Source organism: Nonomuraea muscovyensis (genome assembly GCF_014207745.1).
Classification (GTDB): domain Bacteria; phylum Actinomycetota; class Actinomycetes; order Streptosporangiales; family Streptosporangiaceae; genus Nonomuraea; species Nonomuraea muscovyensis.
Genome location: NZ_JACHJB010000002.1, coordinates 2,538,156 through 2,563,523, shown reverse-complemented (window position 1 = coordinate 2,563,523; position 25,368 = coordinate 2,538,156). Strand labels below are relative to the sequence as shown.

The following is a 25,368-nucleotide window of genomic DNA, read 5'->3' as shown; positions in this document are numbered from 1 at the left end:
TCAGTGCGGCGGCGTACCGGAACTCCGTTATCCACTACCGGTCAATCTTGGTCAACAGTCTCCTTACACCTCCGGCCGCGTCCGCGGGGTCCTTCAGGACGCGAGCAGGTCGAGGTGGAATCCCACCAGGAACAGCGCCCGCCCTGCGGTCGTCGCGTACCTCTCGCGCGGCTGTCCCTCTCCCGGGCGATGGCGCCGACCACATACTCCGACCCGTCCTTCGCCCTGTCGAGGGGATCGGCGTAGCACCATGGGCAGAGGAGGGCTGCACGTCCGGAGAAAGGCTGTCGCGATGGCCGGAACATTCCACCCTGGGGACCCGGGCAGAGCGCCGTCCCGCTATCTGCCGATCGCCGAGCACGGCCTGATCGGTGACCTGCGGACGGTGGCCCTGGTCGGCACCGACGGCACCATCGACTGGTACTGCTGTCCGTCCTTCGACTCGCCCAGCGTCTTCGCCGCGATCCTCGACGCGGACCGGGGCGGGGCGTTCGAGCTGACCGCCGCCGTGCCCGCCAAGACCAAGCAGTTCTACTTCCCCGACACCAACGTGCTGATCACGCGGTTCTTCACCGAGGACGGCGTGGGCGAGATCCAGGACTTCATGCCGGTGAGCGACGGCGAAAGGAGCGACGGAGGCGAGGCCGACCGGCACCGGCTGATCCGGCGGGTCGTCTGCGTGCGCGGCACGATCCCGTTCCGGGCGCGGGTGGCCCCCCGCTTCGGCTACGGGGAACAACCGCACGACGTGTGCGAACGCGGCGGCGCGGTGGTCTTCTCGGCCGCAGATCTGAGCCTCGCGCTGACCGCCACGGTGCCCGTCGACTGCGACGACCTGGACGCCACGGCCGCGTTCACGCTCAAGGAGGGCGAGTCCGAGGTGTTCGCGCTGGACCGGGTCGACACCCGGGTGGAGCCGCGCGGCTGCCCGCACGCGGAGGCGGAAGAGGAGTTCGCCGCCACGGTGCGGTTCTGGCGGCGCTGGCTGTCCGCCTCCCGCTACCGGGGCCGGTGGCGGGAGATGGTGCACCGGTCGGCGCTGACGCTCAAGCTGCTCACCTACGCGCCGACCGGCGCGATCGTCGCCGCGCCCACCACGAGCCTGCCCGAGCAGATCGGCGGCGAGCGCAACTGGGACTACCGCTACCTGTGGGTACGCGACGCCGCCTTCTGCGTGTACGCGCTGCTCCGGCTCGGGTTCACCGGCGAGGCGGAGGCGTTCATGGACTTCCTGGCCAGGCGCGTCTGCCGCCGCGCCGACGGCCCGTCCGGCCCGCTGCAGATCATGTACGGCATCGACGGCCGCACCGACCTGCCCGAACGCGTCCTCGGCCACCTGGAGGGCCACCAGGGCTCGGCCCCGGTGCGGGTGGGCAACGCCGCCGCGGAGCAGCTCCAGCTCGACATCTACGGCGCCCTCATCGACTCGATCTACCTCTACGACAAGTGGGGGCAGCCGATCTCCAGCGACAACTGGGACGACGTCTGCGCCCTCGTGGACTGGGTGTGCGCGCACTGGGACCAGCCCGACGAGGGCGTCTGGGAGACCCGCGGCGGGCGCAAGAACTTCCTGTACTCGCGGCTGATGTGCTGGGTGGCGATCGAGCGGGCCATGCGGATATCCCGCCGCCGCGGCCTGCCCGCCGACATCCAGCGCTGGCGGGACACCCGTGACGCGATCTACCGGCAGCTCATGCGCCGCGGCTGGTCGACCGCCCGGGGAGCCTTCGTCCAGCACCAGGACGGCGACGTGCTCGATGCCGCGGTCCTCATGATGCCGCTGGTCAAGTTCATCTCGCCGACCGATCCCAAGTGGCTGTCCACCCTCGACGCGCTCACCGCCAACCTGGTGTCCGACTCGCTGGTCTACCGGTACGACCCGCAGGCCAGCCCGGACGGCCTGCGCGGGGAGGAGGGCACGTTCTCCATCTGCTCGTTCTGGTACGTCGAGGCGCTGGTGCGCGCCGGGCGCGTGGAGGAGGCGCGGCTGGCGTTCGAGAAGATGCTCACCTACGCCAACCACCTCGGCCTGTACGCCGAGGAGATCAGCCAGAGCGGCGAGCAGCAGGGCAACTTCCCGCAGGCCTTCACCCACCTGGCGCTGATCAGCTCCGCCTTCCACCTCGACCGGGCTCTCGGATGAGACCCGCGTGCGGCGGCGGCCCGTGGGCCCGCAGACCCTTCGCGGCCGGGTGCGGCTCCCGGCCCCGCGCCGCTCCGGCCGCGAAGGCGTGCGCCCCACGAGGGTCGCCGATACCGCCCGCAGGCGTCTGACATGCCGAAACACGGGTAGCCTGACGCCAGTGGCCGGACGCCGGGCGCCCCTGGCGCCTGCGACCGGTCGCGGCACCTCGTCTCCCCGCGGGCCCGGCCGGGCCCCTGATGGATCCGCAGCGAGCAGTGACTCCCACCCGCCCCCTCGAACGAGAGGACACGCGTGTTCCAGGCAACCGCCAGGCGCTCGGCGGCGCTCGCGGCCACCCTCATGGCCACGGGGCTCGCGCTGACCACCGCCACCACCCCCGCCGCGGCCTCCCCGCCCCCTGCGGCCACCATCGCCACCGCTGCCACCCCTCCCACCGCGGGGACCACGCCCGTCGCGGGCACCACGGCCGTCGCGGCCTCCCTCACGACCGGCTCCGACCGGCCCGCCATCATCGGCGGGAGAACCGCGACGGAGACCTACCCCTTCATGGTGTCGTTCCGGCTGCCCCAGGAGCCCGACCACCACTGCGGCGGCGCCCTCGTCGCCGTCGACTGGGTCGTCACCGCCGCCCACTGCAAAGGGCTCCTGAAGCCCGGCGGGACACGCGTGCGCGTGGGCTCCCTCGACCGTGACGAGGGCGGCGTGCCCGCCGGCGTGAAGCGTGTCGTCGTCCACCCCGACTTCGGCTCCCGCCGGGAGCGCAGGGGAGTCGAGGCCGACATCGCGCTGGTGCGGCTCGACCGGCGGGTGGACCTGACGCCCATCCCGATCGCCGGCGACGCGGGAGACGTGGGCGAGCCGAGCCGCGTCCTCGGATGGGGCATGACCTGTGAGGACAGGGAGGACCCGGCCTGCGCGGGCGGCCCGCGCGTGCTGCGCGAGCTCGACACCGTACGCGTGGCCGACGACCGGTGCGTCACCCTCGACGGCGTCGCCGAGCTGTGCGCCGGCGAGCGCGACGGGCGGGCGGCCAGCGCCTGCAACGGCGACTCCGGAGGGCCGCAGATCCGCCGGGTCGGCGACCGGTGGGAGCTGATCGGGGCCACCTCGCGCGACGGCGACGACGTGGACGACCGCATGGACGGCGCCGCCGGCTGCTCCACCAACCCGTCCGGAGGTCCGGGGGTGGGAATCTGGACCGACGTCACCCACTACCGCTCCTGGATCGCGCGCATCCTCGGCGAGGAGGCTCCCGCGGAGGTCCGCAGCGCCTCCTGATCGCCGGGGTGGCGTCAGGCGTCCGGGTTACGGGCGACGATCGCGCCGTTCAGGGCCGTCGCGAAGGCGGTCCAGGCGACGTACGGCACCAGCGCCAGCCCCGCGCGGCGGTCGGCGCGCAGGAAGCGGCGCAGCAGCACGAGGTTGGAGGCGTTCAGCGCCAGGATGTCCAGCATGGCCAGCCTCGGGGAGCGGGCGGCGAAGAACAGCGGCGTCCAGGCGGTGTTGAGCGCCAGGTTCACGGCGAACGCCCACGCCAGCCCCGCCCGCCCGACCCCCACGTCCGCCCCCGCTCCCGAAACCTCCGCCCCGGAAGTCTCCGTCCCGGAAGTCTCCGTCCCGGAAGTCTCCGTCCCGGAAGTCTCCGTCCCGGAAGTCTCCGTCCCGGAAGTCTCCGTCCCCGCTCCCGCCGGGGCCGGTCGGGTCGGGGTGGAGGCGGTGGTGAGGGCGCGGGCTCCGGCGTAGGCGAGCAGGGCGTACAGCGGTGTCCAGACCAGCCCGAAGGCCTGCGGGGGCGGCTGCCACGGCGGTTTGCGCAGCTTCCGGTACCACGGGGAACGGCTGTCGGTGGACCGGGCGCCGATCGCGGCGCCCGCCGCCACGGCCGTTCCCGTCGCGAGCAGGGTGCGGGCGAAACGGCCTGCGTTGCGTGTCATCCCACCCGCCTACCCCGGCCCGGCCAGATCACCCGCGGTGGTGGAACCGCCGGCGCAGCATGCTGAAGACCATGGCGCCGAGCCAGATCACGAACAGCACCTTGACGACGCCCCACCCGCCGGCCACCATTCCGACGAACATCATCCCGAACAGGATCGGCAGCCATGGCCCGCCGTGCCGGTGGGGACCGTGCGGGTGCGGGCCGTGACCGTGCGGGCCCCGGCGCGGATGATGCCGGCGCATGGCCTCCATCTGGTGCCGGTGCGCGTTCACCGCGGCACGCCAGTCGCCGGGGCCCGGCGCGACCGGCTCGTGATGGCCGGGCCGGTAGCCGGGGCCCGGCAGGTCGGCCGTCACCTCGGCGAGGTCGCGCGCCGTGCGCGCCGCCAGTGTCCGGTCGAGCCGCTCGTCCAGTTCGGCGTGGTCGAGGCGGCCCAGCGCGAAGTGCTCGCGCAGGTCGGCCATCGTCTGCTCACGCTCGGCGTCGCCGATGCGCAACTCGCCGGGGTCCGGGCGCGGGTCTCGGTCACGGTGCCCGGCCGGGCCCGTCCGTCGCTCCTCGCCGATGCCGTGGTGGTCCGGGTCCATGTGTGACTCCTCCTCTGCGGACCGGTTGCCCGTCGTGGCGCCGGTCATCGGGTCACTCCTCGCCCGGGTCGCCGTCGGCCAGGATCTGGTAGAGCTTGCGCCGGGTCTCCACCAGAGTCTTACGCGCTTCGCGGATCTGTGCGTCGCTCCCGGTCTGCAGAACCTGCATCATCGCGAACGCCGACTGCCGGGCCAGGTCCCACAGATCGGCGGTGTTGTCGTCGATGTCGGGCCGCATCTCGTCCCACGGGGCGCGCACCTCGTCGCCGTGGGCGTCGATGTAGGCGCGGCCGGTCTCGGTGAGGCGGAAGGTCTTGCGGCCCTCGTTCTCCTCGGAGACGACCAGCCCCTCGTCGGTGAGCTGCTGCAACGCCGGGTAGACGGCGCCGGGACTGGGCTTCCAGCCGCCCTCGCTGCGCTCGGCGATCTCCTGGATGATCTGGTAGCCGTTACGCGGCTGCTCGGACAGCAGCGCCAGGATCGCGGCGCGCACGTCGCCCCGCTTGGCCTTGCGGCTCCGGCCGCCCCAGCCGCGGTGGCCGAACGGCCCGCCGTGGCCGAACGGGCCCCCCGGACCGAACGGGCCGCCCGGACCGAACGGGCCGCCGCGCCCGAACTCGGGCGGGAACGGCCGCCTGCCGCGGTGCCTGTGGTCGTGCGGGCCGTGGTCGTGCGGGTGATGGTCGTGCGGGTGGTGGCGCCGTCCGGCGTCCTCCCAGGCCCCGGCCACCGCCTTGAGCGCCTCGACGGCGGAACGCCTGAACTGGCGCGGGTCGGGCCAGGGGCCGCTCATCGCATGTGTCGCTGTCATGGGGGTTCCTCCAGTTTTCGACTGTTCTCGATGCTTCAAAGATATATCGCCAACATGTCGTCAGCAATACCTGCGTCTGAGTGAGCCAGATCACGAAAAACTTGAGAAATACGGGAACAGGATCGGCGGTGTGGCCGTTGTTCCCATCAGACGAGGTCGTTCCGCGTCGGCAGGGCTGGGGGGTGCTGTCGCCGCTGGAGACGACCTCGTCTGCGTTTGCGGCCAGTCCCGTGTCCACAGGGCGTCCCGCCCGCACGCGGTGTTGTCCGCAGGCCACCCGTACGTGGCGCCCGGGTGTCCGCGCCATGCCGTACAGTCCGGATCATGATGGGTCACACGCACGCGATGACGGGTGCCATCGCCTGGCTGGGGCTGGCGCCGGGGCTCGCGGCCCTGCCGATGGTGATGGAGTCCAACCGGTTCATCGAGACCGGGATCATGGTCAACGCGCTCTCTCCGGCGGAGCTCATCGCCGGGGCGCTCATCTGTGCCGGGGCGGCGATGCTGCCCGACCTCGACCATCCCAGCGCCACGATCGCGCAGACCTTCGGCCCCGTGACGTGGGTGCTGAGCAAGGCGGTCAACTGGATGAGCGGCGGGCACCGCGGCGCCACCCACTCCTTAGCCTTCGCGGTGGCGATCGGATTCGGCGCGCACTGGCTGGCGTCCTCCTATCCCATCGGCCGCGACATCATGGTCGTCCTGCTCATCGGCCTCGCGCTGCGCGCGATCGGCATCGGCATCCCGGGCAACAAGGCCGGCTCGGCGCTGGTCAACATCGGCCTGACCGCGGGCCTGTACGCGGTGTTCCTCTCGCTCGGCGTCGGCTACGCCTGGCTCGGGCTGGCCGTGGGGATCGGCTCGTTCGTGCACGTCGTGGGCGACTGCATGACGGAGAAGGGGTGTCCGGTGCTGTGGCCCATGTCGGTGAAGTTCCTGCTGCCGTGGAAGATCGGCATCAAGACCGGCAAGAAGTTCGAGCAGAAGATTCTCGCCCCCGTGCTGTCGGTCGCCATCATCGGGTTGCTCTTCCTCCGTCTGGTCCCCGTCTGAGGCGTCACCCGGTTAACTTGATGTCGAGATAGTTCTGTCGATATCTTGATATCGAGACATCTGCCGCGCTCTCGACTTAGGGTCACCTAACGTCCTGGTCGATCCCGGGGTGCGGGAGGATTCCCATTGAGCAACTGTCTATGGAGGAGGCGAATCACCGTGTCCGCGAACAGCTTCGGCAGCCGTGACACGCTGCGCGTCGGCGACGCGTCATATGAGATCTTCCGGCTGGATGCCGTCGAGGGTGCTGCCCGCCTCCCGTACAGCCTGAAGATCCTGCTGGAAAACCTCCTCCGCACCGAGGACGGCGCCAACATCACGGCCGACCACATCCGGGCGCTGGGCGGCTGGGACCCGAGTGCGCAGCCGAGCGTGGAGATCCAGTTCACGCCGGCCCGCGTGATCATGCAGGACTTCACCGGTGTGCCCTGCGTGGTCGACCTGGCCACGATGCGCGAGGCCGTACGCGACCTGGGCGGCGACCCGGCCCGCATCAACCCGCTGGCCCCCGCCGAGATGGTCATCGACCACTCGGTCATCGTCGACTACTTCGGCCACCCCGACGCGTTCCAGCGCAACGTCGAGCGCGAGTACGAGCGCAACCGCGAGCGCTACCAGTTCCTGCGCTGGGGCCAGACGGCCTTCGACGAGTTCAAGGTCGTCCCGCCGGGCACCGGCATCGTGCACCAGGTCAACATCGAGCACCTGGCCCGCGTCGTCATGACCCGGGACGGCAAGGCCTACCCCGACACCTGCGTCGGCACCGACTCCCACACCACGATGGAGAACGGCATCGGCGTCCTCGGCTGGGGCGTCGGCGGCATCGAGGCCGAGGCCGCGATGCTCGGCCAGCCGATCTCCATGCTGATCCCGCGCGTGGTCGGCTTCAAGCTCAGCGGCAAGCTCCCCGCGGGCGCCACCGCCACCGACCTGGTGCTCACCATCACCGAGATCCTGCGCAAGCACGGCGTGGTGGGCAAGTTCGTGGAGTTCTACGGCGAGGGCGTCTCCAGCGTGCCGCTCGCCGACCGGGCCACGATCGGCAACATGAGCCCCGAGTTCGGCTCCACCTGCGCGATCTTCCCGATCGACGGCCAGACCGTCGACTACCTGCGCCTGACCGGCCGCTCCGAGGAGCAGATCGCGCTGGTCGAGGCATACGCCAAGGCCCAGGGCCTGTGGCTCGACCCGTCGGCGCCCGAGCCCGTGTTCTCCGAGTACATCGAGCTCGACCTGGGCACGATCGTCCCGTCGATCGCCGGCCCCAAGCGCCCGCAGGACCGCATCGCGCTCTCCGACGCCAAGAAGGCCTGGCGCGCCGCCGTGAAGGACTACGCGCCGACCGTGGAGGGTCCGATCGACGAGGCGTCCGCCGAGTCGTTCCCCGCCTCCGACTCCCCGGCGATCAGCCACGGCGGCAACGGCGACGAGCCGCACGCCGCCGTTCTCAACGGCTCCCGGCCGCACAAGAAGATGCCGGTCACGCTGGCCGACGGCACCTCGTTCGAGATCGACCACGGCATCGTCGCCATCGCCGCGATCACCTCGTGCACCAACACCTCCAACCCGTACGTCATGCTCGGTGCGGCCCTGCTGGCCCGCAACGCCGTCGAGAAGGGCCTGACCCGCAAGCCGTGGGTCAAGACCTCGCTCGCGCCCGGCTCGCAGGTCGTCACGGGCTACTTCGAGCGCTCGGGGCTCCAGCCCTACCTCGACAAGATCGGCTTCAACCTCGTCGGCTACGGCTGCACCACCTGCATCGGCAACTCCGGCCCGCTGCCGGAGGAGATCTCCGAGGCGGTCCAGGCGGGCGACCTCGCGGTCACCGCGGTGCTGTCCGGCAACCGCAACTTCGAGGGCCGCATCAACCCCGACGTCAAGATGAACTACCTGGCCTCCCCGCCGCTCGTCGTGGCGTACGCGCTGGCCGGCACGATGGACGTCGACCTCGACAACGAGCCGCTCGGCACCGGTTCCGACGGGCAGCCGGTGTTCCTGCGCGACATCTGGCCGGCGCCCGAAGAGGTCTCGGCCGTGGTCCACTCCTCCATCGGCCGCGACATGTTCGAGCGCGACTACGCCGACGTGTTCAAGGGCGACGACCTCTGGCGGTCGCTGCCGATCCCGACGGGCAACACCTTCGAGTGGGACCCCGACTCGACCTACGTGCGCAAGGCGCCCTACTTCGAGGGCATGCCGTCGCAGCCGGAGCCCGTCTCCGACATCACCGGCGCCAAGGTCCTGGTCAAGGTCGGCGACTCGGTCACCACCGACCACATCTCGCCGGCCGGCTCCATCAAGACCGGCACGCCCGCCGCCCAGTACCTCCAGGCCAACGGGGTCGAGGTCAAGGACTTCAACTCCTACGGCTCGCGGCGCGGCAACCACGAGGTGATGATCCGCGGCACGTTCGCCAACATCCGCCTGCGCAACCAGATCGCGCCGGGCACCGAGGGCGGCTACACCCGCGACTTCACCCAGCCCGACGCCCCGGTGTCGTTCATCTACGACGCCTCGGTCAACTACGCCGCCGCGGGCACGCCGCTGGTGGTGCTGGCGGGCAAGGAGTACGGCTCGGGCTCGTCGCGCGACTGGGCGGCCAAGGGCACCGCGCTGCTCGGCGTGCGCGCCGTCATCGCCGAGTCGTACGAGCGCATCCACCGCTCCAACCTGATCGGCATGGGCGTGCTGCCGCTGCAGTACCCCGAGGGCGTGAGCGCCGAGTCGCTGGGGCTGACCGGCGAGGAGACGTTCGACATCACCGGGGTGGAGGAGCTCAACAAGGGCGGCATTCCGCGCACGGTGCACGTCAAGGCCGGCGACGTGGAGTTCGACGCGGTGGTCCGCATCGACACGCCGGGCGAGGCCGACTACTACCGGCACGGCGGCATCATGCAGTACGTGCTGCGTTCCCTGCTCGCCAAGTCCTGACCGTGCGGCCGTCGGGGTCGCCGATAAAAGGGGGCGGATCTCGCCTCCCGGCAGCGCCGACGAGGGCGGCTCTGGCACGATGAAGGATGCCACCCGGCGAACTATCACTTCGCCGGGTGGCACGGCCGTGGTCAGATCATCTGCTTGAGCACGCTGATGGCCTCGTCGACCACCTCATCCGGCGCGTGGCCGACGTAGAACTCGAACCGTTCGGGTGACATGGCCCGGATCTGCTCCACCATCGCCCAACTCGTCTTCGCCAGCCCCGTCCCGCTGGCGGAGACCCTGACGTGGGTGAGGTAGCCACGTTCTCGCGTCGTCAGGGGGATCGCGAAAACGAGCCCCAGCTTCGAGCGATTGAGTCGATCGTTGCTGAGGATGAGCACGGGGCGCGAAAAGCCCTGCTCCCGGCCGGTCGGATCGCCGAGATCGGCGAGCCAGATCTCACCTCGGGTGGCCTTCATCTTTCTCCTCGGGGAACGTGATCAGCCCCTCCCATTCGGGGGCGATCCGGCGTGACCGGGATCGCGGGCCCATGACCAGCTCGCGTTCGGCGAGATAGTCGGCCCAGGCCTGGGGGTCCTCTCGCTGGGTGCGCTCGATCTGCTCGTTGAGCTCCTCCCAGAAGTGCTTGCGTTCGTAGTCGTGGATCGCTTCGTCGAGCACCTCGGTCATGCTCCGGCCCTCCTGTCGGGCGATGCGGGCGATGCGGTCTCTCGTGGCGACGCTGACGCGTATCGTCGTTGCTGCTTTGGGCTTCACGCTCATACTCCAGAGGCTACGTCGGCGTCTATCGAAACCCTACAGCCAAACGACTACGCTCGATGCACGAACGGCAACTGTCCGTAAAGATGGTTGACTCTCCCGCATGTCGAACGAGTTGCTGGTGCTGGTCGTCGGTGGGGTCGCGGTGTTCGCCGGGGCCGTGGTGCAGGGGAGTGTGGGCTTCGGCCTGGGGCTGGTGGCCGCGCCCGTGCTGGCGCTGCTCGACCCCGGCATCATGCCCGGCGCCATCCAGGTCGTGAACCTGACGATGCCGCTGTTCACGCTCGCCGCCGAGTGGCGCAGGGTCGATTGGCGCGGTGTGGGGTTCGCGTTGCTCGGGCGACTGCCGGGTAGTGCCATCGGTGCTGTCATCGTTGTCTACGTTTCCGTCTACACGCTGGGTGTCTTCGTGGGCGTCATGGTGCTCGTGGCCGTGGCTCTGACCGCGCGGGCGTTGAGCGTGCCGCGCACCGGGGCGACGGTGGCCGCCGCCGGGTTCGTCTCGGGGATCACCGGCACCGCGACGGGCATCGGCGGACCGCCGATCGCGCTGGTCTACCAGGGCGCCAAGGGGCCCGAGATCCGGGCCACGCTCGCGATGTTCTTCTCCGTCAGCGCCGCGCAGGCGCTGGTGATCCTCGCGCTCGTCGATCACCTGCCCGCCCGCGCCCTGACCACGGGGGCGGTCCTCGTCGTGCCGATGGTGCTCGGGTTCGTGGTGTCGGGTCCGGTGCGCCGCTATCTGGACGGCGGGCGGGTGCGGGCCGCCGTCCTGGCCGTGGCGGGAATCTCCGCCGTGGTCCTCATCGCGCAGAGCCTCGCGGTGTGAGGCGGGCGGGTCGGGAAAGCGCTTGCAGGCTGGCGGGGACATGAACCGCACGTGGCGGGGGAAGTCGCGGGCGTTGACCTTGTGTTTCCCGATTGTTACCTGGAACAACAAACTACCCCCTGACAGGGTCTTCCCAAGCAGGCCACCGCGGAATACGTTGCCGCAAACAACATTCATCCGGGCCCCTCCGGAAGAAAGGACCCATGCACATGCGCAAGGGGATCCTCAGCATGACCGCCGCGGCCGCCGCGCTCGCCCTCGGTCTCACCGCCTGCGGGGGCGACAGCGGTCAGACCACGACCGGCGCCACGGCACAAGGCTCACCGCAGCAGAAGGCCGGCAAGGTCGGCGTCATCCTGCCCGACAGCAAGTCGTCGGCCCGCTGGGAGACGGCGGACCGCAAGTACCTGGAAGAGGCGTTCAAGGCCGCCGGGGTGCAGTACGACATCCAGAACGCCCAGAACGACAAGACCGCCTTCCAGACCATCGCCGACCAGATGATGACCAACGGCGCGACCGTGCTCATGATCGTCAACCTGGACAGCGGCACCGGCAAGACCGTCATCGAGAAGGCCAGGTCGCAGGGCGTGGTCACCATCGACTACGACCGGCTCACGCTGGGCGGCAACGCCGCCTACTACGTCAGCTTCGACAACACCAAGGTCGGCACCCTGCAGGGCGAGGGGCTGGCCACGTGCCTGGCGGACAAGAAGGCCGACAAGCCGATCGTGGCCTACCTCAACGGCTCGCCGACGGACAACAACGCCACGCTGTTCAAGCAGGGCTACGACGGCGTGCTCAAGCCGAAGTTCGACTCCGGCGAGTACGTCAAGGGCCCCGACCAGGCCGTGCCCGACTGGGACAACACCCAGGCCGGCACGATCTTCGAGCAGATGCTGACCAGCCAGCCGAAGATCGCCGGCGTGCTGGCCGCCAACGACGGCCTCGGCAACGCCGCCATCACCGTGCTGAAGAAGAACAACCTCAACGGCAAGGTGCCGGTCACCGGCCAGGACGCCACCGTGCAGGGCCTGCAGAACATCCTCGCGGGCGACCAGTGCATGACGGTCTACAAGGCCGTCAAGAAGGAGGCCGACGCCGCGGCCAAGCTCGCCGTGGCGCTGGCCAAGGGCGAGAAGCCCCAGGCGAGCGGCAGCGTCAAGGACCCGGAGACGGGCCAGGACGTCCCGGCCGAGCTGCTGGACCCCCAGGCCATCACGATCGAGAACGTCAAGGACGTCGTGGCCGACGGGTACGTCACCAAGGAGGAACTGTGCACCGGTGAGTTCGCCGCCAAGTGCACGGAAGCAGGAATCCAGTAACAAGCGGAACAGGGTACGGCCGGCGCCGCCGGGCCCGGCCGTACCCCTCCCCGAGGGAGACCCATGACCCCCCTGCTCGAAGTGCGCGGGATCGACAAGAGCTTCGGCCCGGTGCAGGTCCTGCACGACGTCACCTTCCAAGCCCACGCGGGTGAGGTGACCGCGCTCGTCGGCGACAACGGCGCCGGCAAGTCGACGCTCGTCAAGTGCATCGGCGGCATCCACCCCATCGACGCCGGAGAGATCCTCTTCGACGGCAGACCCGTCCAGGTGCACGGTCCGCGCGACGCGGGCGAGCTCGGCATCGAGATCGTCTACCAGGACCTGGCGCTCTGCGACAACCTCGACATCGTCCAGAACATGTTCCTCGGCAGGGAACGCCGCAGCGGCCTGGTCCTCGACGAGGCCACGATGGAGGAGCTCGCCCAGCAGACGCTGAGCGGCCTGTCCGTGCGCACGGTCAAGTCCATCAGGCAGCAGGTCTCCAGCCTGTCGGGCGGCCAGCGGCAGACCGTCGCCATCGCCAAGGCCGTCCTGTGGAACAGCAAGGTCGTCATCCTCGACGAGCCCACCGCGGCGCTCGGCGTCGCCCAGACAGCGCAGGTGCTGGAGCTCGTGCGCAGGCTCGCCGACACCGGCCTCGCGGTCGTCCTCATCTCCCACAACATGAACGACGTCTTCGCCGTCTCCGACCGGATCGCGGCGCTCTACCTCGGCAGGATGGCCGCCCAGGTCAAGACCGCCGACGTGACGCACGCCCAGGTCGTCGAACTGATCACCGCCGGCCGAAGCGGGGACCTCGGCCTGAAGAACGGGGTCACCCCATGAGCAAGACCACTGAACTGACCGACGAGGCCATCGTCGAGGCCGCCCGGCAGCCGTCGATCGGCAACACCGCCCGCGCCTACACCGAGCGGGTCCGCCGCGGCGACATGGGCGCGCTGCCGGCCGTGCTCGGCCTGCTCGTCCTCTGCACGGCCTTCGCCGTGGCCCGGCCGTCCTTCGTCACCGCCATCAACTTCGCCAACCTCTTCACCCAGGGCGCCGCGATCACCGTGATCGCGATGGGCCTGGTCTTCGTCCTGCTGCTCGGCGAGATCGACCTGTCGGCCGGCTTCACCAGCGGCGTCTGCGCGGCCGTCCTCGCCGTGGTGCTGACCAACATGGGCATGCCCTGGTACGTCGGCGTGCTCGCGGCCATCGTGACCGGCACCGTCATCGGCTCCATGCTCGGCAGCCTGGTGGCGAAGATCGGCATCCCGTCGTTCGTGGTGACGCTCGCGGCGTTCCTCGCCTTCCAGGGGCTCGTCCTGGTGCTGGTGAACGAGGGCACCAACATCTCCATCAGCGACCCGGTCATCCGGGCGGTCGCGCAGAAGAACCTGCCGCCCGCGCTCGGCTGGAGCCTGTACGCCGCATGCGTGGCGATCTACGCGCTCGTGCAGATCGTGCGGTCGCGCAAGCGGGCCGCGCGCGGCCTGGTGTCCGACCCGATGTCGCTCATCGCCGCCCGCGTCGCCGCGCTGGCCGCGATCGCCGGCGCGGCCGTCTACCTGCTCAACCTGGAGCGCAGCCTCAACCCGGCGTTCGCCTCGCTCAGCGGCGTGCCCATCGTCGTGCCGATCATCGTCGCGCTGCTGGTGCTGTGGACGTTCGTGCTGCGCCGCACCGCGTTCGGCCGGCACCTGTACGCCGTCGGCGGCAACGCCGAGGCGGCCCGCCGGGCCGGCATCCCGGTCGACCGGATCAAGGTCAGCGCGTTCATGATCTGCTCGTCGATGGCGGCGGTCGGCGGCATCATCGCCGCCTCCCGGGCCAGCTCGGTCGACCCGAACACCGGTGGCAGCTCCGTGCTGCTCTACGCGGTGGGCGCGGCCGTGATCGGCGGGACCAGCCTGTTCGGCGGCAAGGGCCGGGTGCTCGACGCCGTGCTCGGCGGCGCCGTCATCGCCGTCATCGACAACGGCATGGCCCTGATGCAGTACGGCGCCAGCGTCAAGTACCTGGTCACCGGGTTCGTGCTGCTGCTGGCGGCCGGCGTGGACGCCCTCGCGCGCAAGAGGGCGGCCGCCGCTGGTCTAAGGTGAGCACCGACCTCCCGCCCCCGAAGGAATCCCAGAAGATGCGTGCCGGCCCGTCCCAGGAGGACATCAGGCGCCACAACCTCGGCGCCCTGCTCCGCCATGTCCATCTGGGCGGGCCGATCTCGCGGGCCGAGCTCACCACGCGGATGGGGCTCAACCGCAGCACGATCATGGCGCTCACCTCCGACCTGACCGCGGCCGGCCTGGTGCGCGAGGAGCTGCCGCGCGAGACCGGCCGCGCGGGCCGGCCCTCGCTCGTCGTGCGCCCGGAGTCGTCGCGCGTCTACGTCTTCGCCTTCGACGTGGGCCCCGACCGGCTCGCCGCGGCCCGGGTCGGGCTGGGCGGCGCCATCCTCGACCGCAGGGAGGCCGCGCGGCAGCGGGGCCCGTTCCAGTTGGAGGAGCTGGCCGGCGCCCTGGCCGGCTTCGCGCGGCAGATGCGGCGCAAGACCCGCGACGACACGGTGTGCGTGGGCGCGGCCGCGGCCGTGTCCGGCGGTGTGCGCAAGAGCGACGGCGTGATCAGGTTCGGGCCCAACCTGCGGGCCGACGAGGTGCCGTTCGGCGAGGAGCTGGGCCGCAGGCTCGGCCTCGGGCTGCCGGTGACCGTCGGCAACGACGCCAACCTCGCGGCCCTGGCCGAGCACAGCCGCGGCGTCGGCCTGGGCGTGCGCGACCTCATCTACCTGCACGGCGACGTCGGCATCGGCGGCGGCATCATCGCGGGCGGTCACCTGCTCGGTGGCCACGACGGCTACGGCGGCGAGGTCGGCCACATGGTCGTCAACCCCGGCGGGCGGGCCTGCGGCTGCGGCTCGTCCGGCTGCCTGGAGGCGGAGGTGGGGGAGCGGGCGCTGCTGGAGGCGGCGGGCCGGCTCGGCCGGCACGGCGCGGCCCAGCACGGCCGCGACGCCGTGCGCGCCGTGGTCGACGCGGCCGACCGGGGCGACATCGTGGCCCAGGAGGCGCTCGGCCGGGTCGGCGACTGGCTGGGCCTCGGCGTGGCCAACCTGGTCAACATCTTCAACCCCGAGATGGTGATCTTCGGGGGCATGCTGAGAGAGGTCTACCTGGGCTCGGCGGCGCAGGTGCGCAGCCGGCTCGCGCTGCACGCCATGGCGCCGCAGCGCGAGAAGCTGCGGTTGCGGACCTCGGCGCTGGCCGACGACGCGACGCTCGTCGGGGCGGCCGAGCTGGCCTTCGCCCACGTGCTGGCCGACCCGCTGGAGGCGCTGGCCCGCGTCAGCGGCTGACCGGCGCCTCCGCGGCCGGCCCGCCCTAGCGGACCCGCGAGGTGGGCGCCGTCCAGGTGTTGCAGGCGCGGGCCGAGCCGCTGTCGTAGCCGCGGTCCTGCCAGTAGGCGAGGTTGCGGGGCTTGCCGTGCGCCTTGCTCTCGCGCGACTCGCCCACCGCGCCGATCCAGTCGGCCCAGCCGATGCCCGGGTCGATCGAGTCGAGCGTGGCGCTGTAGAAGACGCCGGCGAAGCACTCGGCCTGCATCTCCAGGCGGTGGCTGACGATGGAGCGGGCCGTGCCGCGGGCGCGCCAGTACTGCCGGTTGTGCTCGTCCAGCATGCCGGTGAGCTGCTGCACGTGGTGGCCCCACTCGTGGGCGACCGAGTGGGCGATGTTCATCCGGAACGGTTCCCGCAGGTCGCGCTTCATGATCCGGATCGCGACCGTGCGCTGGGCGCTGCAGTACTGCGCGCCATTGCTGGTGATCTTGCCGCAGACCGACGAGCTGCCCGTGGTGATGTGCAGCTTCGGCGGGGTGTAGCGCAGGCCGGCCGCCTTGAACCGGGTGGCCCAGAAGCGGTTCGCGCACCGGGCCAGCGCCCGGTGGAACGTCTTGATGGAGGCCGCGCTGCCCGCGCGGATCTCCGGAACGGAACAGGAGAGGGGGGAGGCCGTGCCCGACCGGTAGATCCGGTTCTTGGTCAGGACGGCGGGTGGTGCCGCGACCGTGGCGTTCGCGCTGGGCCGGGCCGCCTCGGCGCTGGCCGTACCCGAGAGGGCCAGGCCCACGGACACGCAGACAGAAGCTGCGACAAGGGGAATACGCACGATCGCGGATACTAGACCACTTCGTGGCGATTTGTTGGTCAGTCCTTTACTTTGCGCAAGGTATGCCCCGGCGCGAAGGCGCGGCCGCGCCCCGGCAGGACGCGACCGCGCTGGGTGGAAGGGCTGGTGGAGGGAAGCGCCGCTAGGAGACGTAGCGCGGCGAGACGGACCAGGTGTTGCAGGCGCCGGGCGAACCGGAGGCGTAGCCGCGCTTCATCCAGAAGGCCTGCGTGGGGCCCTTGCCGTGGTCGTTCTGCCGCCAGGCCTTGTGACCGTTGTCGTGGAACCAGTCGACGACGCGGTCCCACTCGGCCGGGTTGATCGGCAGCGTGTCCTTGACGGAGCTCATGAAGACCGACGAGAAGCACTCGGCCTGCAGCTCTGAGCGGCGCGACAGCAGCAGCCGGCCCGAGTTGCCGGTCTGCGACCTGGCGACGGTCCAGTAGTTCCAGATGCCGGAGATCTCCTGCACGTGGTGGCCGTACTCGTGGGCCATCAGGCGGGTGATGCCCAGCGCGAACGGCGCGCGCAGCTGCGTCTTCGTGATCAGCATGTACATCGTGCGGTCGGTGGAGCAGTAGACGCCGTCGGCGCCGGCGCCCCACGAGCCGCAGGGGGTGCGCACCTTGCGGGTGATGATCCGCAGGCGGGGCTTGCTGAACTTCAGCCCGGCCTTGCGGAACTGCGAGGCCCACGACCGGTTGAGACAGTTCGTCACCCGGGTGAGGAAGCTCTTGTAGGCGACGGTGCTGCCCCTCGGCAGGTCGCCGGGCGAGCAGTTGGAGCTCGCCAGCCGTCCCGTCTTGTACAGCGGGTTGGCCGTCGCCGCGGCCTTTCCGCGCGGCGGCGCCGCGACCTGCTGTGCCTGCTGGGCCTGCTCCTTCTGGGTGACGGTCTGGGCCTGGGCTGACGTCGCCGTGCCGGCGCCCGCCAGCGTCACGATCACGCCCGCGGCCACCAGTGACGTCAGTCTTCTCATGGGGAGAGTGTTCATAGTGAGGGAAAGACTAGGTCAAGATCGGACAAATGTGAGCGGATTTGACTCGATGGAGTCAGTCGGCCCCTCACGAACTAGACTTCACCCCGTCGGTGCAAAGCAGCAGAGGGGAACGCGTCCGTGAGCGGGTTGCTGGACTCGGTAGAGGGACCGCACGACGTCAAACGGCTCGATGCCGAGCAACTCCCGGAGCTGGCGAGCGAGATCCGCGACCTGCTCGTCGACTGCTGCTCCCGCTTCGGCGGGCACCTCGGGCCCAACCTCGGCGTGGTCGAGCTGACGATCGCCGTCCACCGCGTCTTCGACTCGCCGCGCGACCCGGTCATCTGGGACACCGGCCATCAGGCGTACGTGCACAAGCTGCTCACCGGCCGGCTGGCCGGCTTCGGCGCGCTGAAGCAGGAGGGCGGCCTGTCGGGCTACCCGAGCCAGGCCGAGTCCGAGCACGACTTCGTCGAGAACTCCCACGCCTCCACCGCGCTGTCCTACGCCGACGGCCTGGCCAAGGCGTTCAAGCTGCGCGGCGAACGCGAGCGCACCGCGGTCGCGATCATCGGCGACGGCGCGCTCACCGGCGGCATGGCCTGGGAGGCGCTCAACAACATCGCGGGCGTCAAGGACCTGCCGGTCGTCATCGTCGTCAACGACAACGGCCGCTCCTACTCGCCGACCATCGGCGGCCTCGCCTCCCACCTGTCGAAGCTGCGGGTCACCCGCCGCTACGAGGACTTCCTCGACTACGTCAAGGACAAGATCGGCAACGTCCCGGTCGTCTACGACGCGCTGCACGGCTTCAAGAAGGGCGTCAAGGACATCCTGGCCCCGCAGATCATGTTCGAGGACCTCGGGCTCAAGTACATCGGCCCCGTCGACGGCCACGACGAGCAGGCCATGGAGGCGGCGCTGCGCACCGCCCGCGACTTCCGCGGCCCGGTCATCGTGCACGCCCTCACCCAGAAGGGCCGCGGCTACTCTCCGGCCGAGAACCACGACGAGGACCAGTTCCACTCGCCCGGCGCCTTCGACCGCGCCACCGGCGCCGAGAAGCCCAAGGGCCGCATCTGGACCGACGTGTTCAGCGAGGAGCTCGTCCGGCTCGGCAAGGACCGCGAGGACATCGTCGCCATCACCGCGGCCATGCTGCACCCGACCGGCCTGGCCGCCTTCGCCGACGCCTTCCCCGAGCGGGTCTACGACGTCGGCATCGCCGAGCAGCACGCGCTCACCAGCGCCGCCGGCCTGGCGCTCGGCGGGCTGCACCCGGTCGTCGCCGTCTACGCCACGTTCCTCAACCGCGCCTTCGACCAGCTCCTCATGGACGTGGCCCTGCACCGGCTGCCGGTCACCGTGGTCCTCGACCGGGCGGGCGTCACCGGCGACGACGGCGCCAGCCACAACGGCATGTGGGACCTGTCGATCCTGCAGGTGGTGCCCGGCCTGCGCATCGCGGTGCCGCGCGACGGCGAGCGGCTGACCGAGCTGCTCGGCGAGGCCGTGGCCGTCACCGACGGCCCCACCGTGCTCCGCTTCCCCAAGGGGCCCGTCGCCGAGTCCGTCGAGGCGGTCGGCAAGCTGGGCGAGATGGACGTGCTGCGCGCCGCAACCGGCGAGCCCGACGTGCTGCTCGTCGGCGTCGGCCCGATGGCGCAGTCCTGTCTGGAGGCGGCGACCCTGCTCGACGCCCAGGGCATCACGACCACCGTCGTCGACCCGCGCTGGGTCAAGCCGCTCGACGAGGCGCTCGCCCTGGCGGCCCGCGCCCACAGGCTGGTCGCCGTGGTCGAGGACAACGGCCGCGTCGGCGGGGTCGGCGACGCCGTGGCCCGCCTGCTGCGCGACGCCGACGTCGACGTGCCCGTGCGCACCTTCGGCATCCCGCAGGAGTTCCTCGACCACGCCAAGCGGGCGGCCATCCTCGGCCGGATCGGGCTCACCGGGCAGGACCTCGCCCGCCAGATCACCGAGGCGGTCGCCAGGCGCAGCCAGCAGGTCGAGACGCCGCCCGCCCGCCGCTGAGCCCGCTCGCCGCAGGGGTGCTCCGGAGGTGGCATGGACACCTCCGGTGGGGGAAGGCTCACAGATCGTGGACATCCTTCGCACCAAATCCGTTGAGCAGTCCATCCGTGACACCGAGGCTCCGGAGCACCGGCTGCGCAAGAGGCTGACCGCCGTCGACCTGACGATCTTCGGCATCGGGGTGATCATCGGCACCGGCATCTTCGTGCTGACCGGCCAGGTGGCCAAGCTCACGGCCGGTCCGGCCGTGGCCCTCTCGTTCGTCGTGGCGGGCATCGTGTGCGGTCTGGCGGCCCTGTGCTACGCGGAGTTCGCCTCGACGATCCCGGTGGCCGGGTCCGCCTACACCTTCTCCTTCGCCACGCTCGGCGAGTTCCCCGCGTGGATCATCGGCTGGGACCTGATGCTGGAGATGGCGCTGGCGGCCGCGGTGGTCGCGGTCGGCTGGTCCGGCTACTTCGCCTCGCTGCTGGAGTCGATCGGCCTGCCGCTGCCGGCCGCCATCGCCGGCGACGACCCCGTGGTGAACGTGCCGGCCATGGTGATCGTGTTCATCCTCACCGCGGTGCTGGTGGCCGGGATCAAGCTGTCGTCGCGGGTCAACACGGTGATCGTGGCCATCAAGGTCGCGGTGATCCTGCTGGTGATCCTGGCGGGGCTGTTCTTCGTCAAGGCGCAGAACTACACGCCGTTCATCCCCGCCCCGGTGCCCACGGAGCAGGTCGCCGGACTCAAGGCGCCGCTCATCCAGGTGCTGTTCGGCATCACGCCCGTGTCGTTCGGCGTGATCGGCATCTTCTCCGCCGCGGCGATCGTGTTCTTCGCCTTCATCGGCTTCGACATCGTGGCCACCGCCGCCGAGGAGACCATCGACCCGCAGCGCGACATGCCGCGCGGCATCATCGGGTCGCTGGTCATCTGCACGATCCTGTACGTGGCGGTCTCGCTGGTCGTGGTCGGCATGCAGAAGTACACCGAGCTGAGCACCTCCGCGCCGCTCGCCGACGCCTTCGCCGCCGTCGGCCAAAATTGGGCGGCCGGCCTGATCAGCCTCGGCGCCATCGCCGGGCTCACCAGCGTCGTCATGATCCTCATGATGGGGCAGACCCGGGTGCTGTTCGCCATGTGCCGCGACGGGCTGCTGCCCCGCAAGCTGGCCAGGGTGCACCCGAAGTTCGGCACGCCGGCCCGGCTCACCGTCGTCATCGGCGTGGTGTCGGCGCTGCTGTCCGGCTTCATCTCGCTGGGGGCGCTGGCCGAGCTGGTCAACATCGGCACGCTCTTCGCGTTCGTGGTCGTCTCGGCCGGTGTGATCATTCTGCGCCGCACCCGGCCCGACCTGCCGCGCGCGTTCCGCACCCCGCTGGTGCCGTGGCTGCCGATCCTGTCGGTGCTGGCCTGCCTCTACCTCATGCTCAACCTGCCGGTCGAGACGTGGCTGAGGTTCGTGATCTGGATGATCGTCGGCGCCGTGCTCTACTTCGCCTACGGCTACCGCCACAGCCGGATGGCGCGACAGGACGCCGGGCAGGCCCCGCAGGCGTGAGCACCGGGTGCGGGGTCACACCGGGCCGTGGCCACGCCCGGTGGGACCCCGCAGGGGGACGCGTCAGAAGGCGAACACGCCCGCTCCGGCCGCCTTGGCCCGGCACGCGTTGGTGAAGGTCCCGTTGTAGGTGACGTTGCGGCCCTGCCAGGTGCCCGTGACCCCCACCTTGTACGGCTGGTAGACCCACCCGCAGGAGGTGGCCGGCCCGCGCAGCCCGCCGAGCTTGCCGCCGGCGGCGCGCAGCCGGGCGCAGGCCACGGCCGCGGCGGGGTGGTCGCCCCCGTCGGGGTCGCAGGTGAGCTGGTAGGTCCGGGGCGCCTGCCCGGCGGTCGTGATGGTGATCGTCAGGGCCGACGACCGTACGTCGTCGTCGGCCACCGCGGGCGCCGCGGCGAGCACCAGGAACGCCCCGCACAACGCCGTTGCCGTCATTGATCTCATGTGTGTCCTCCATCGCCAGCGCGAGCCTGGTGTGCACGGACGTGCCAGTGTGGCCGGTGTGCACGGTATCCGCGTGTGTGTGCTGATGTGCACGGTGTGCATGGTGTGCACGGTGTCGCACGGTTTAGGTACCCGGGCCCTCGTCGGTCGCGGTCATGGATCGGTACCGGGTTCGGCCATGTGATCGGCTGTCCGGCAAAGGGCACAGAAAAGGGGACCCGCATCGCGCGGATCCCCTTCTCCCGACCGGTGTCAGGCGGGCAGCGAGGCCACACCCGGCTCCAGGAAACGCGGCCGGGCGACGCCGGCCCGGTCCAGGTACGGCGTGACGCCGCCCAGGTGGAACGGCCAGCCCGCGCCCAGGATCATGCACAGGTCGATGTCCTGGGCGGCGGCGACCACGCCCTCGTCCAGCATGATCCTGATCTCCTGGGCCAGCGCCTCCAGCACGCGCCGGCGCACCTCCTCGGCGGTGGACGGCCGGTCGCCGCCCGCGAAGAGCGCCACGGCCTCGGGGTCGAGCGAGAAGTCGGCCGCGTACACGCCCGGCTTGCCGGAGGCCACCAGCTTGGCCATGTTGGCCGAGACCCCGAACCGGTCGGGGAACGCCTCGTGCAACGTCTCGGCCACGTGCAGCCCGACGGCCGGGCCGACGAGCTGCAGCAGCGCGAACGGCGTCATCGGCAGGCCGAGGTCGTCGAGGGCGTGCTCGGCGGTCTCCAGCGGTGTGCCCTCGTCCACGGCGGCGATCACCTCGCCCATGAAGCGGGTCAGCAGCCGGTTGACCACGAACGCCGGGGCGTCCTTGACCAGCACCGCCGACTTCTTCAGCGACTTGCCGACGGCGAAGGCCGTGGCCAGCGTCGCGTCGTCCGTCGCGGCGCCCTTGACGATCTCCAGGAGCGGCATCACGGCGACCGGGTTGAAGAAGTGGAAGCCGACCAGCCGCTCCGGGTGCGCCAGGTCGGCGCCCATCTCGGTCAGCGACAGCGACGAGGTGTTGGTGGCCAGCGTGCACCCGTCGGGGACGACGGCCTCCACCTCGGCGAACACCTTCTTCTTGACCGCCATGTCCTCGAAGACGGCCTCGATGACGAAGTCGGCGTCGGCGAAGGCGTCCTTGGTCAGCGAGCCCGTCACCAGGCCCTTGAGCCGGTTCGCCTGGTCGGCCGAGATCCGGCCCTTGCCGAGCAGCTTGTCCACCTCGGCGTGCACGTACCCGACGCCCTTGTCGAGCCGGGCCTGGTCGAGGTCGGTCAGCACGACCGGCACCTCCAGGCGGCGGGCGAACAGCAGCGCCATCTGCGAGGCCATCAGCCCCGCGCCCACCACGCCGACCTTGGTCACCTTGCGGGCCAGCGACCTGTCGGGCGCGCCCGCCGGGCGCTTGGCCCGCCGCTGCACCAGGTCGAACGCGTACAGCCCGGCCCGCAGCTCGTCACCCATCAGCAGGTCGGCCAGCGCCTCGTCCTCGGCGGCGAAGCCCTCGTCGCGCGAGGCCGTCCGGGCCCGGGCCACCAGGTCGAGCGCCCGGTAGGGGGCGGGGGAGGCGCCGCGCAGCTTCATGTCCACGAGGAACCGGGCGTCGGCCACCGCCTTGTCCCAGTCGTCGCCGTCGCGGGACGGCCGCTCGACGGCCACCTCGCCCGCGACGACCTTGGCGGCCCAGCGCAGCGACTCCTCCAGGAAGTCGGCCGGCTCGAACATCGCGTCGGCGACACCCAGCTTGTACGCCTGCGCGCCCTTGATCATGCGGTTCTGCGACAGGGGGTTCTCGATGATGAGCTTGAGCGCCTGCTCCGGGCCGATCAGGCGGGGCAGGAGCTGCGTGCCGCCCCAGCCCGGCACCAGGCCGAGGAAGCACTCGGGCAGCGCCACCGCCGGCACGCCCGAGGAGATCGTCCGGTAGGTGCAGTGCAGCGCGATCTCCAGGCCGCCGCCCATGGCCGCGCCGTTCACGAACGCGAACGACGGGATCGGCAGCTCGCCCAGCCGCCGGAAGACGTGGTGGCCGAGCCCGCCGATCGCCAGCGCCTCCTCGCGCGAGGCCACGGCGGCGGCGCCCTTGAGGTCGGCGCCGACGGCGAAGATGAACGGCTTGCCCGTCACGCCGACCGCCGCGAGGTCGGTGCGCTGCGCGATCTCCGACAGCGCGCCGTTCAGCGCGAACAGCCCGCGCGGGCCGAACGTGTTGGGCTTGGTGTGGTCGAAGCCGTTGTCCAGCGTGATCAGCGCCATCGTGCCGGCGCCGCCGGGCAGCTCCACGTCGCGGACCAGCGCCTTGGTGACGACTTCGTCGGCGTCGCGCTCGCTCAGCACCGCGCGCCAGGTGTCGACCTTGCTCACAGGCCCTCCTTGGCCGGGCGCATGCCGCTGTGTCTCATCGGTTCCCTCGCTCCGCTCGCTCACGCCAGGTTCTCCCAGATCACGGTGCCGCCCATGCCCATGCCGACGCACATGGTGGTGATGCCGTAGCGCACCTCGGGGCGCTCGGCGAACTCGCGGGCGAGCTGCGTCATCAGCCGCACGCCCGAGGAGGCCAGCGGGTGACCGAAGGCGATCGCGCCGCCGAAGGGGTTGACCCGGGGGTCGTCGTCGGCGATGCCGAAGTGCTCCAGGAACGCCAGCACCTGCACGGCGAACGCCTCGTTGATCTCGAACAGGCCGATGTCGGAGATCGACAGTCCGGCCAGGCGCAGCGCCCGCTCGGTGGACGGGATCGGGCCCACGCCCATCACCTCGGGGTCCACGCCCGCGAACGCGTAGGACACCAGCCGCATCTTCGGCGCCAGGCCCAGCTCGTCGGCGACCTCGCGGGCCGCCACGACGCAGCCGGTCGCGCCGTCGTTGATGCCGGAGGAGTTGCCGGCCGTAATGTGGCCGTGCGGGCGGAACGGCGTCTTCAGGGCGCGCAGGCCCTCCATCGTGGTGCCGGGCCGGGGCGCCTCGTCCTCGACCGCGAGCCCCCAGCCCTTCTCGGCCGTCCGGACGGCGGTCGGCACGAGGTCGGGCTGGATCCGGCCGTCGGCGTAGGCCTTGGCCACCTTCTCCTGCGAGAGCACCGCGTAGGCGTCGGCGCGCTCCTTGGTGATCGTCGGGTAGCGGTCGTGAAGGTTCTCGGCCGTCATGCCCATGACGAGCGCGCTCGGGTCGACGAGCTTCTCCGACAGGAAGCGCGGGTTGGGGTCGACGCCCTCGCCCATCGGGTGGCGGCCCATGTGCTCGACCCCGCCCGCGATGGCGACGTCGTACGCGCCGAAGGCGATGCCGCCCGCGACGGTGGTGACCGCGGTCATCGCGCCGGCGCACATGCGGTCGATCGCGTAGCCCGGCACGGACTTCGGCAGGCCGGCCAGCACCGCCGCCGAGCGGCCGATGGTCAGGCCCTGGTCGCCGATCTGGGTGGTCGCGGCGATGGCGACCTCGTCCACGCGCTCGGGCGGCAGGCCGGGGTTGCGCCGGAGCAGCTCGCGGATGACCCGCACGACCAGGTCGTCGGCGCGGGTCTCCGCATACAGGCCCTTCGGCCCCGACCGGCCGAAGGGCGTGCGCACGCCGTCGACGAACACGACGTCACGAGAGGAAGGCACGGATTCGCTCCTCGTTGGCAGGCAGTTGACGAGGCCATGCTACTCGTCAGTAACTACTCGCCGCGCAAGGGCCCGCGACCGGGATCCGCCGCCCGCCACACGGGGCCTTTCAGGGGGATCTGTTACGGCACAGCCATGGACACGCCGCCCGCCGCGGGGTCTTTCGGGGGGATCTGTTACGGCACAGCCAAGGACACGCCGCCCGCCGCACGCGGCCGGGGGCCTCCAGGGAGACGGCCGCTGACCC

General features: G+C 71.0%; 21 protein-coding genes. 11 read left to right on the top strand and 10 right to left on the bottom strand.

What is annotated here, in order from left to right:
- Nucleotides 1-292 precede the first annotated feature (292 nt).
- Both FHU36_RS28610 and FHU36_RS28605 read left to right on the top strand, forming a co-directional pair.
- Nucleotides 293-2,143, top strand: coding sequence for a glycoside hydrolase family 15 protein (locus FHU36_RS28610; protein WP_185086881.1), 1,851 nt, complete (start codon nt 293-295; stop codon nt 2,141-2,143).
- Nucleotides 2,144-2,437: 294 nt separating this feature from the next.
- Complete coding sequence (locus FHU36_RS28605) at nt 2,438-3,424, top strand: S1 family peptidase (protein ID WP_221496613.1); 987 nt, start codon at nt 2,438-2,440, stop codon at nt 3,422-3,424.
- A 14-nt stretch (nt 3,425-3,438) separates the two neighbouring features.
- Here the strand turns inward: FHU36_RS28605 and FHU36_RS28600 are convergent, their stop codons facing one another.
- From FHU36_RS28600 to FHU36_RS28590, 3 genes are read right to left on the bottom strand one after another with little or no spacing between them, the layout of a single operon-like run.
- On the bottom strand, nt 3,439-4,080 hold the full coding sequence (locus FHU36_RS28600; RefSeq protein WP_185086880.1) for a TspO/MBR family protein: 642 nt from the start codon (nt 4,078-4,080) through the stop codon (nt 3,439-3,441).
- Between the two features lie 28 nt (nt 4,081-4,108).
- Nucleotides 4,109-4,717 carry a DUF1707 SHOCT-like domain-containing protein gene (locus tag FHU36_RS28595; protein ID WP_185086879.1) on the bottom strand — a complete coding sequence of 203 codons (609 nt, stop codon included), beginning with the start codon at nt 4,715-4,717 and terminating at the stop codon, nt 4,109-4,111.
- A 4-nt stretch (nt 4,718-4,721) separates the two neighbouring features.
- A complete protein-coding gene (locus tag FHU36_RS28590; RefSeq protein ID WP_185086878.1) occupies nt 4,722-5,480 on the bottom strand; it encodes a PadR family transcriptional regulator in 759 nt (252 codons plus the stop codon).
- 324 nt (nt 5,481-5,804) lie between these two features.
- Between FHU36_RS28590 and FHU36_RS28585 the strand changes: the two genes are divergently transcribed.
- Both FHU36_RS28585 and acnA read left to right on the top strand, forming a co-directional pair.
- Nucleotides 5,805-6,533: a metal-dependent hydrolase gene (locus FHU36_RS28585; RefSeq protein WP_185086877.1), complete on the top strand. Its 729-nt coding sequence runs from the start codon at nt 5,805-5,807 to the stop codon at nt 6,531-6,533.
- Nucleotides 6,534-6,686: 153 nt separating this feature from the next.
- Complete coding sequence (gene acnA / locus FHU36_RS28580) at nt 6,687-9,464, top strand: aconitate hydratase AcnA (RefSeq protein ID WP_376774176.1); 2,778 nt, start codon at nt 6,687-6,689, stop codon at nt 9,462-9,464.
- Between the two features lie 131 nt (nt 9,465-9,595).
- On the opposite strand, the gene FHU36_RS28575 is transcribed toward acnA, so the two are convergent.
- Together FHU36_RS28575 and FHU36_RS28570 are read right to left on the bottom strand one after the other, a co-directional pair.
- A complete protein-coding gene (locus FHU36_RS28575; protein WP_185086875.1) occupies nt 9,596-9,928 on the bottom strand; it encodes a type II toxin-antitoxin system PemK/MazF family toxin in 333 nt (110 codons plus the stop codon).
- Nucleotides 9,909-10,232, bottom strand: coding sequence for a hypothetical protein (locus tag FHU36_RS28570; protein ID WP_185086874.1), 324 nt, complete (start codon nt 10,230-10,232; stop codon nt 9,909-9,911). The genes FHU36_RS28575 and FHU36_RS28570 overlap by 20 nt, the downstream gene beginning before the upstream one ends.
- 100 nt (nt 10,233-10,332) lie before the next feature.
- On the opposite strand from FHU36_RS28570, the gene FHU36_RS28565 reads away from it, so the two are divergent.
- The 5 genes from FHU36_RS28565 to FHU36_RS28545 all read left to right on the top strand — a co-directional run bounded on the left by FHU36_RS28565 (nt 10,333) and on the right by FHU36_RS28545 (nt 15,717).
- The gene (locus FHU36_RS28565) at nt 10,333-11,058 is read left to right on the top strand and encodes a sulfite exporter TauE/SafE family protein (RefSeq protein ID WP_246502593.1); all 726 of its coding nucleotides are present in this window, start codon (nt 10,333-10,335) and stop codon (nt 11,056-11,058) included.
- A 209-nt stretch (nt 11,059-11,267) separates the two neighbouring features.
- Nucleotides 11,268-12,380 (top strand): sugar ABC transporter substrate-binding protein, encoded by a 1,113-nt coding sequence (locus FHU36_RS28560; protein ID WP_185086873.1) that lies wholly within the window; start codon nt 11,268-11,270, stop codon nt 12,378-12,380.
- 63 nt (nt 12,381-12,443) lie between these two features.
- Nucleotides 12,444-13,208, top strand: a complete 765-nt coding sequence (locus FHU36_RS28555) for an ATP-binding cassette domain-containing protein (protein ID WP_185086872.1) — start codon at nt 12,444-12,446, stop codon at nt 13,206-13,208.
- Nucleotides 13,205-14,467: a sugar ABC transporter permease gene (locus FHU36_RS28550; RefSeq protein ID WP_185086871.1), complete on the top strand. Its 1,263-nt coding sequence runs from the start codon at nt 13,205-13,207 to the stop codon at nt 14,465-14,467. Before FHU36_RS28555 ends, FHU36_RS28550 begins: the two co-directional genes overlap by 4 nt.
- A 35-nt stretch (nt 14,468-14,502) precedes the next feature.
- Entirely contained in the window at nt 14,503-15,717 is a 1,215-nt protein-coding gene (locus FHU36_RS28545) for an ROK family transcriptional regulator (protein WP_185086870.1), read from the top strand.
- Nucleotides 15,718-15,742: 25 nt separating this feature from the next.
- Here FHU36_RS28545 and FHU36_RS28540 read toward each other — a convergent pair whose 3' ends face one another.
- Together FHU36_RS28540 and FHU36_RS28535 are read right to left on the bottom strand one after the other, a co-directional pair.
- Entirely contained in the window at nt 15,743-16,495 is a 753-nt protein-coding gene (locus FHU36_RS28540) for a neutral zinc metallopeptidase (protein ID WP_185086869.1), read from the bottom strand.
- A 175-nt stretch (nt 16,496-16,670) separates the two neighbouring features.
- Complete coding sequence (locus FHU36_RS28535; protein ID WP_246502592.1) at nt 16,671-17,507, bottom strand: neutral zinc metallopeptidase; 837 nt, start codon at nt 17,505-17,507, stop codon at nt 16,671-16,673.
- Between the two features lie 147 nt (nt 17,508-17,654).
- On the opposite strand from FHU36_RS28535, the gene dxs reads away from it, so the two are divergent.
- Together dxs and FHU36_RS28525 are read left to right on the top strand one after the other, a co-directional pair.
- Nucleotides 17,655-19,541, top strand: coding sequence for a 1-deoxy-D-xylulose-5-phosphate synthase (dxs, locus tag FHU36_RS28530; protein WP_185087699.1), 1,887 nt, complete (start codon nt 17,655-17,657; stop codon nt 19,539-19,541).
- A gap of 67 nt (nt 19,542-19,608) precedes the next feature.
- Nucleotides 19,609-21,087 carry an amino acid permease gene (locus tag FHU36_RS28525; protein WP_185086867.1) on the top strand — a complete coding sequence of 493 codons (1,479 nt, stop codon included), beginning with the start codon at nt 19,609-19,611 and terminating at the stop codon, nt 21,085-21,087.
- A gap of 63 nt (nt 21,088-21,150) precedes the next feature.
- Here FHU36_RS28525 and FHU36_RS28520 read toward each other — a convergent pair whose 3' ends face one another.
- From FHU36_RS28520 to FHU36_RS28510, 3 genes are all read right to left on the bottom strand, one after another.
- On the bottom strand, nt 21,151-21,531 hold the full coding sequence (locus FHU36_RS28520) for an SSI family serine proteinase inhibitor (protein ID WP_185086866.1): 381 nt from the start codon (nt 21,529-21,531) through the stop codon (nt 21,151-21,153).
- A 252-nt stretch (nt 21,532-21,783) separates the two neighbouring features.
- Entirely contained in the window at nt 21,784-23,877 is a 2,094-nt protein-coding gene (locus tag FHU36_RS28515) for a 3-hydroxyacyl-CoA dehydrogenase NAD-binding domain-containing protein (RefSeq protein ID WP_185086865.1), read from the bottom strand.
- Nucleotides 23,878-23,936: 59 nt separating this feature from the next.
- Nucleotides 23,937-25,100, bottom strand: coding sequence for a thiolase family protein (locus tag FHU36_RS28510; RefSeq protein WP_312891972.1), 1,164 nt, complete (start codon nt 25,098-25,100; stop codon nt 23,937-23,939).
- Between the last annotated feature and the right edge of the window lie 268 nt (nt 25,101-25,368).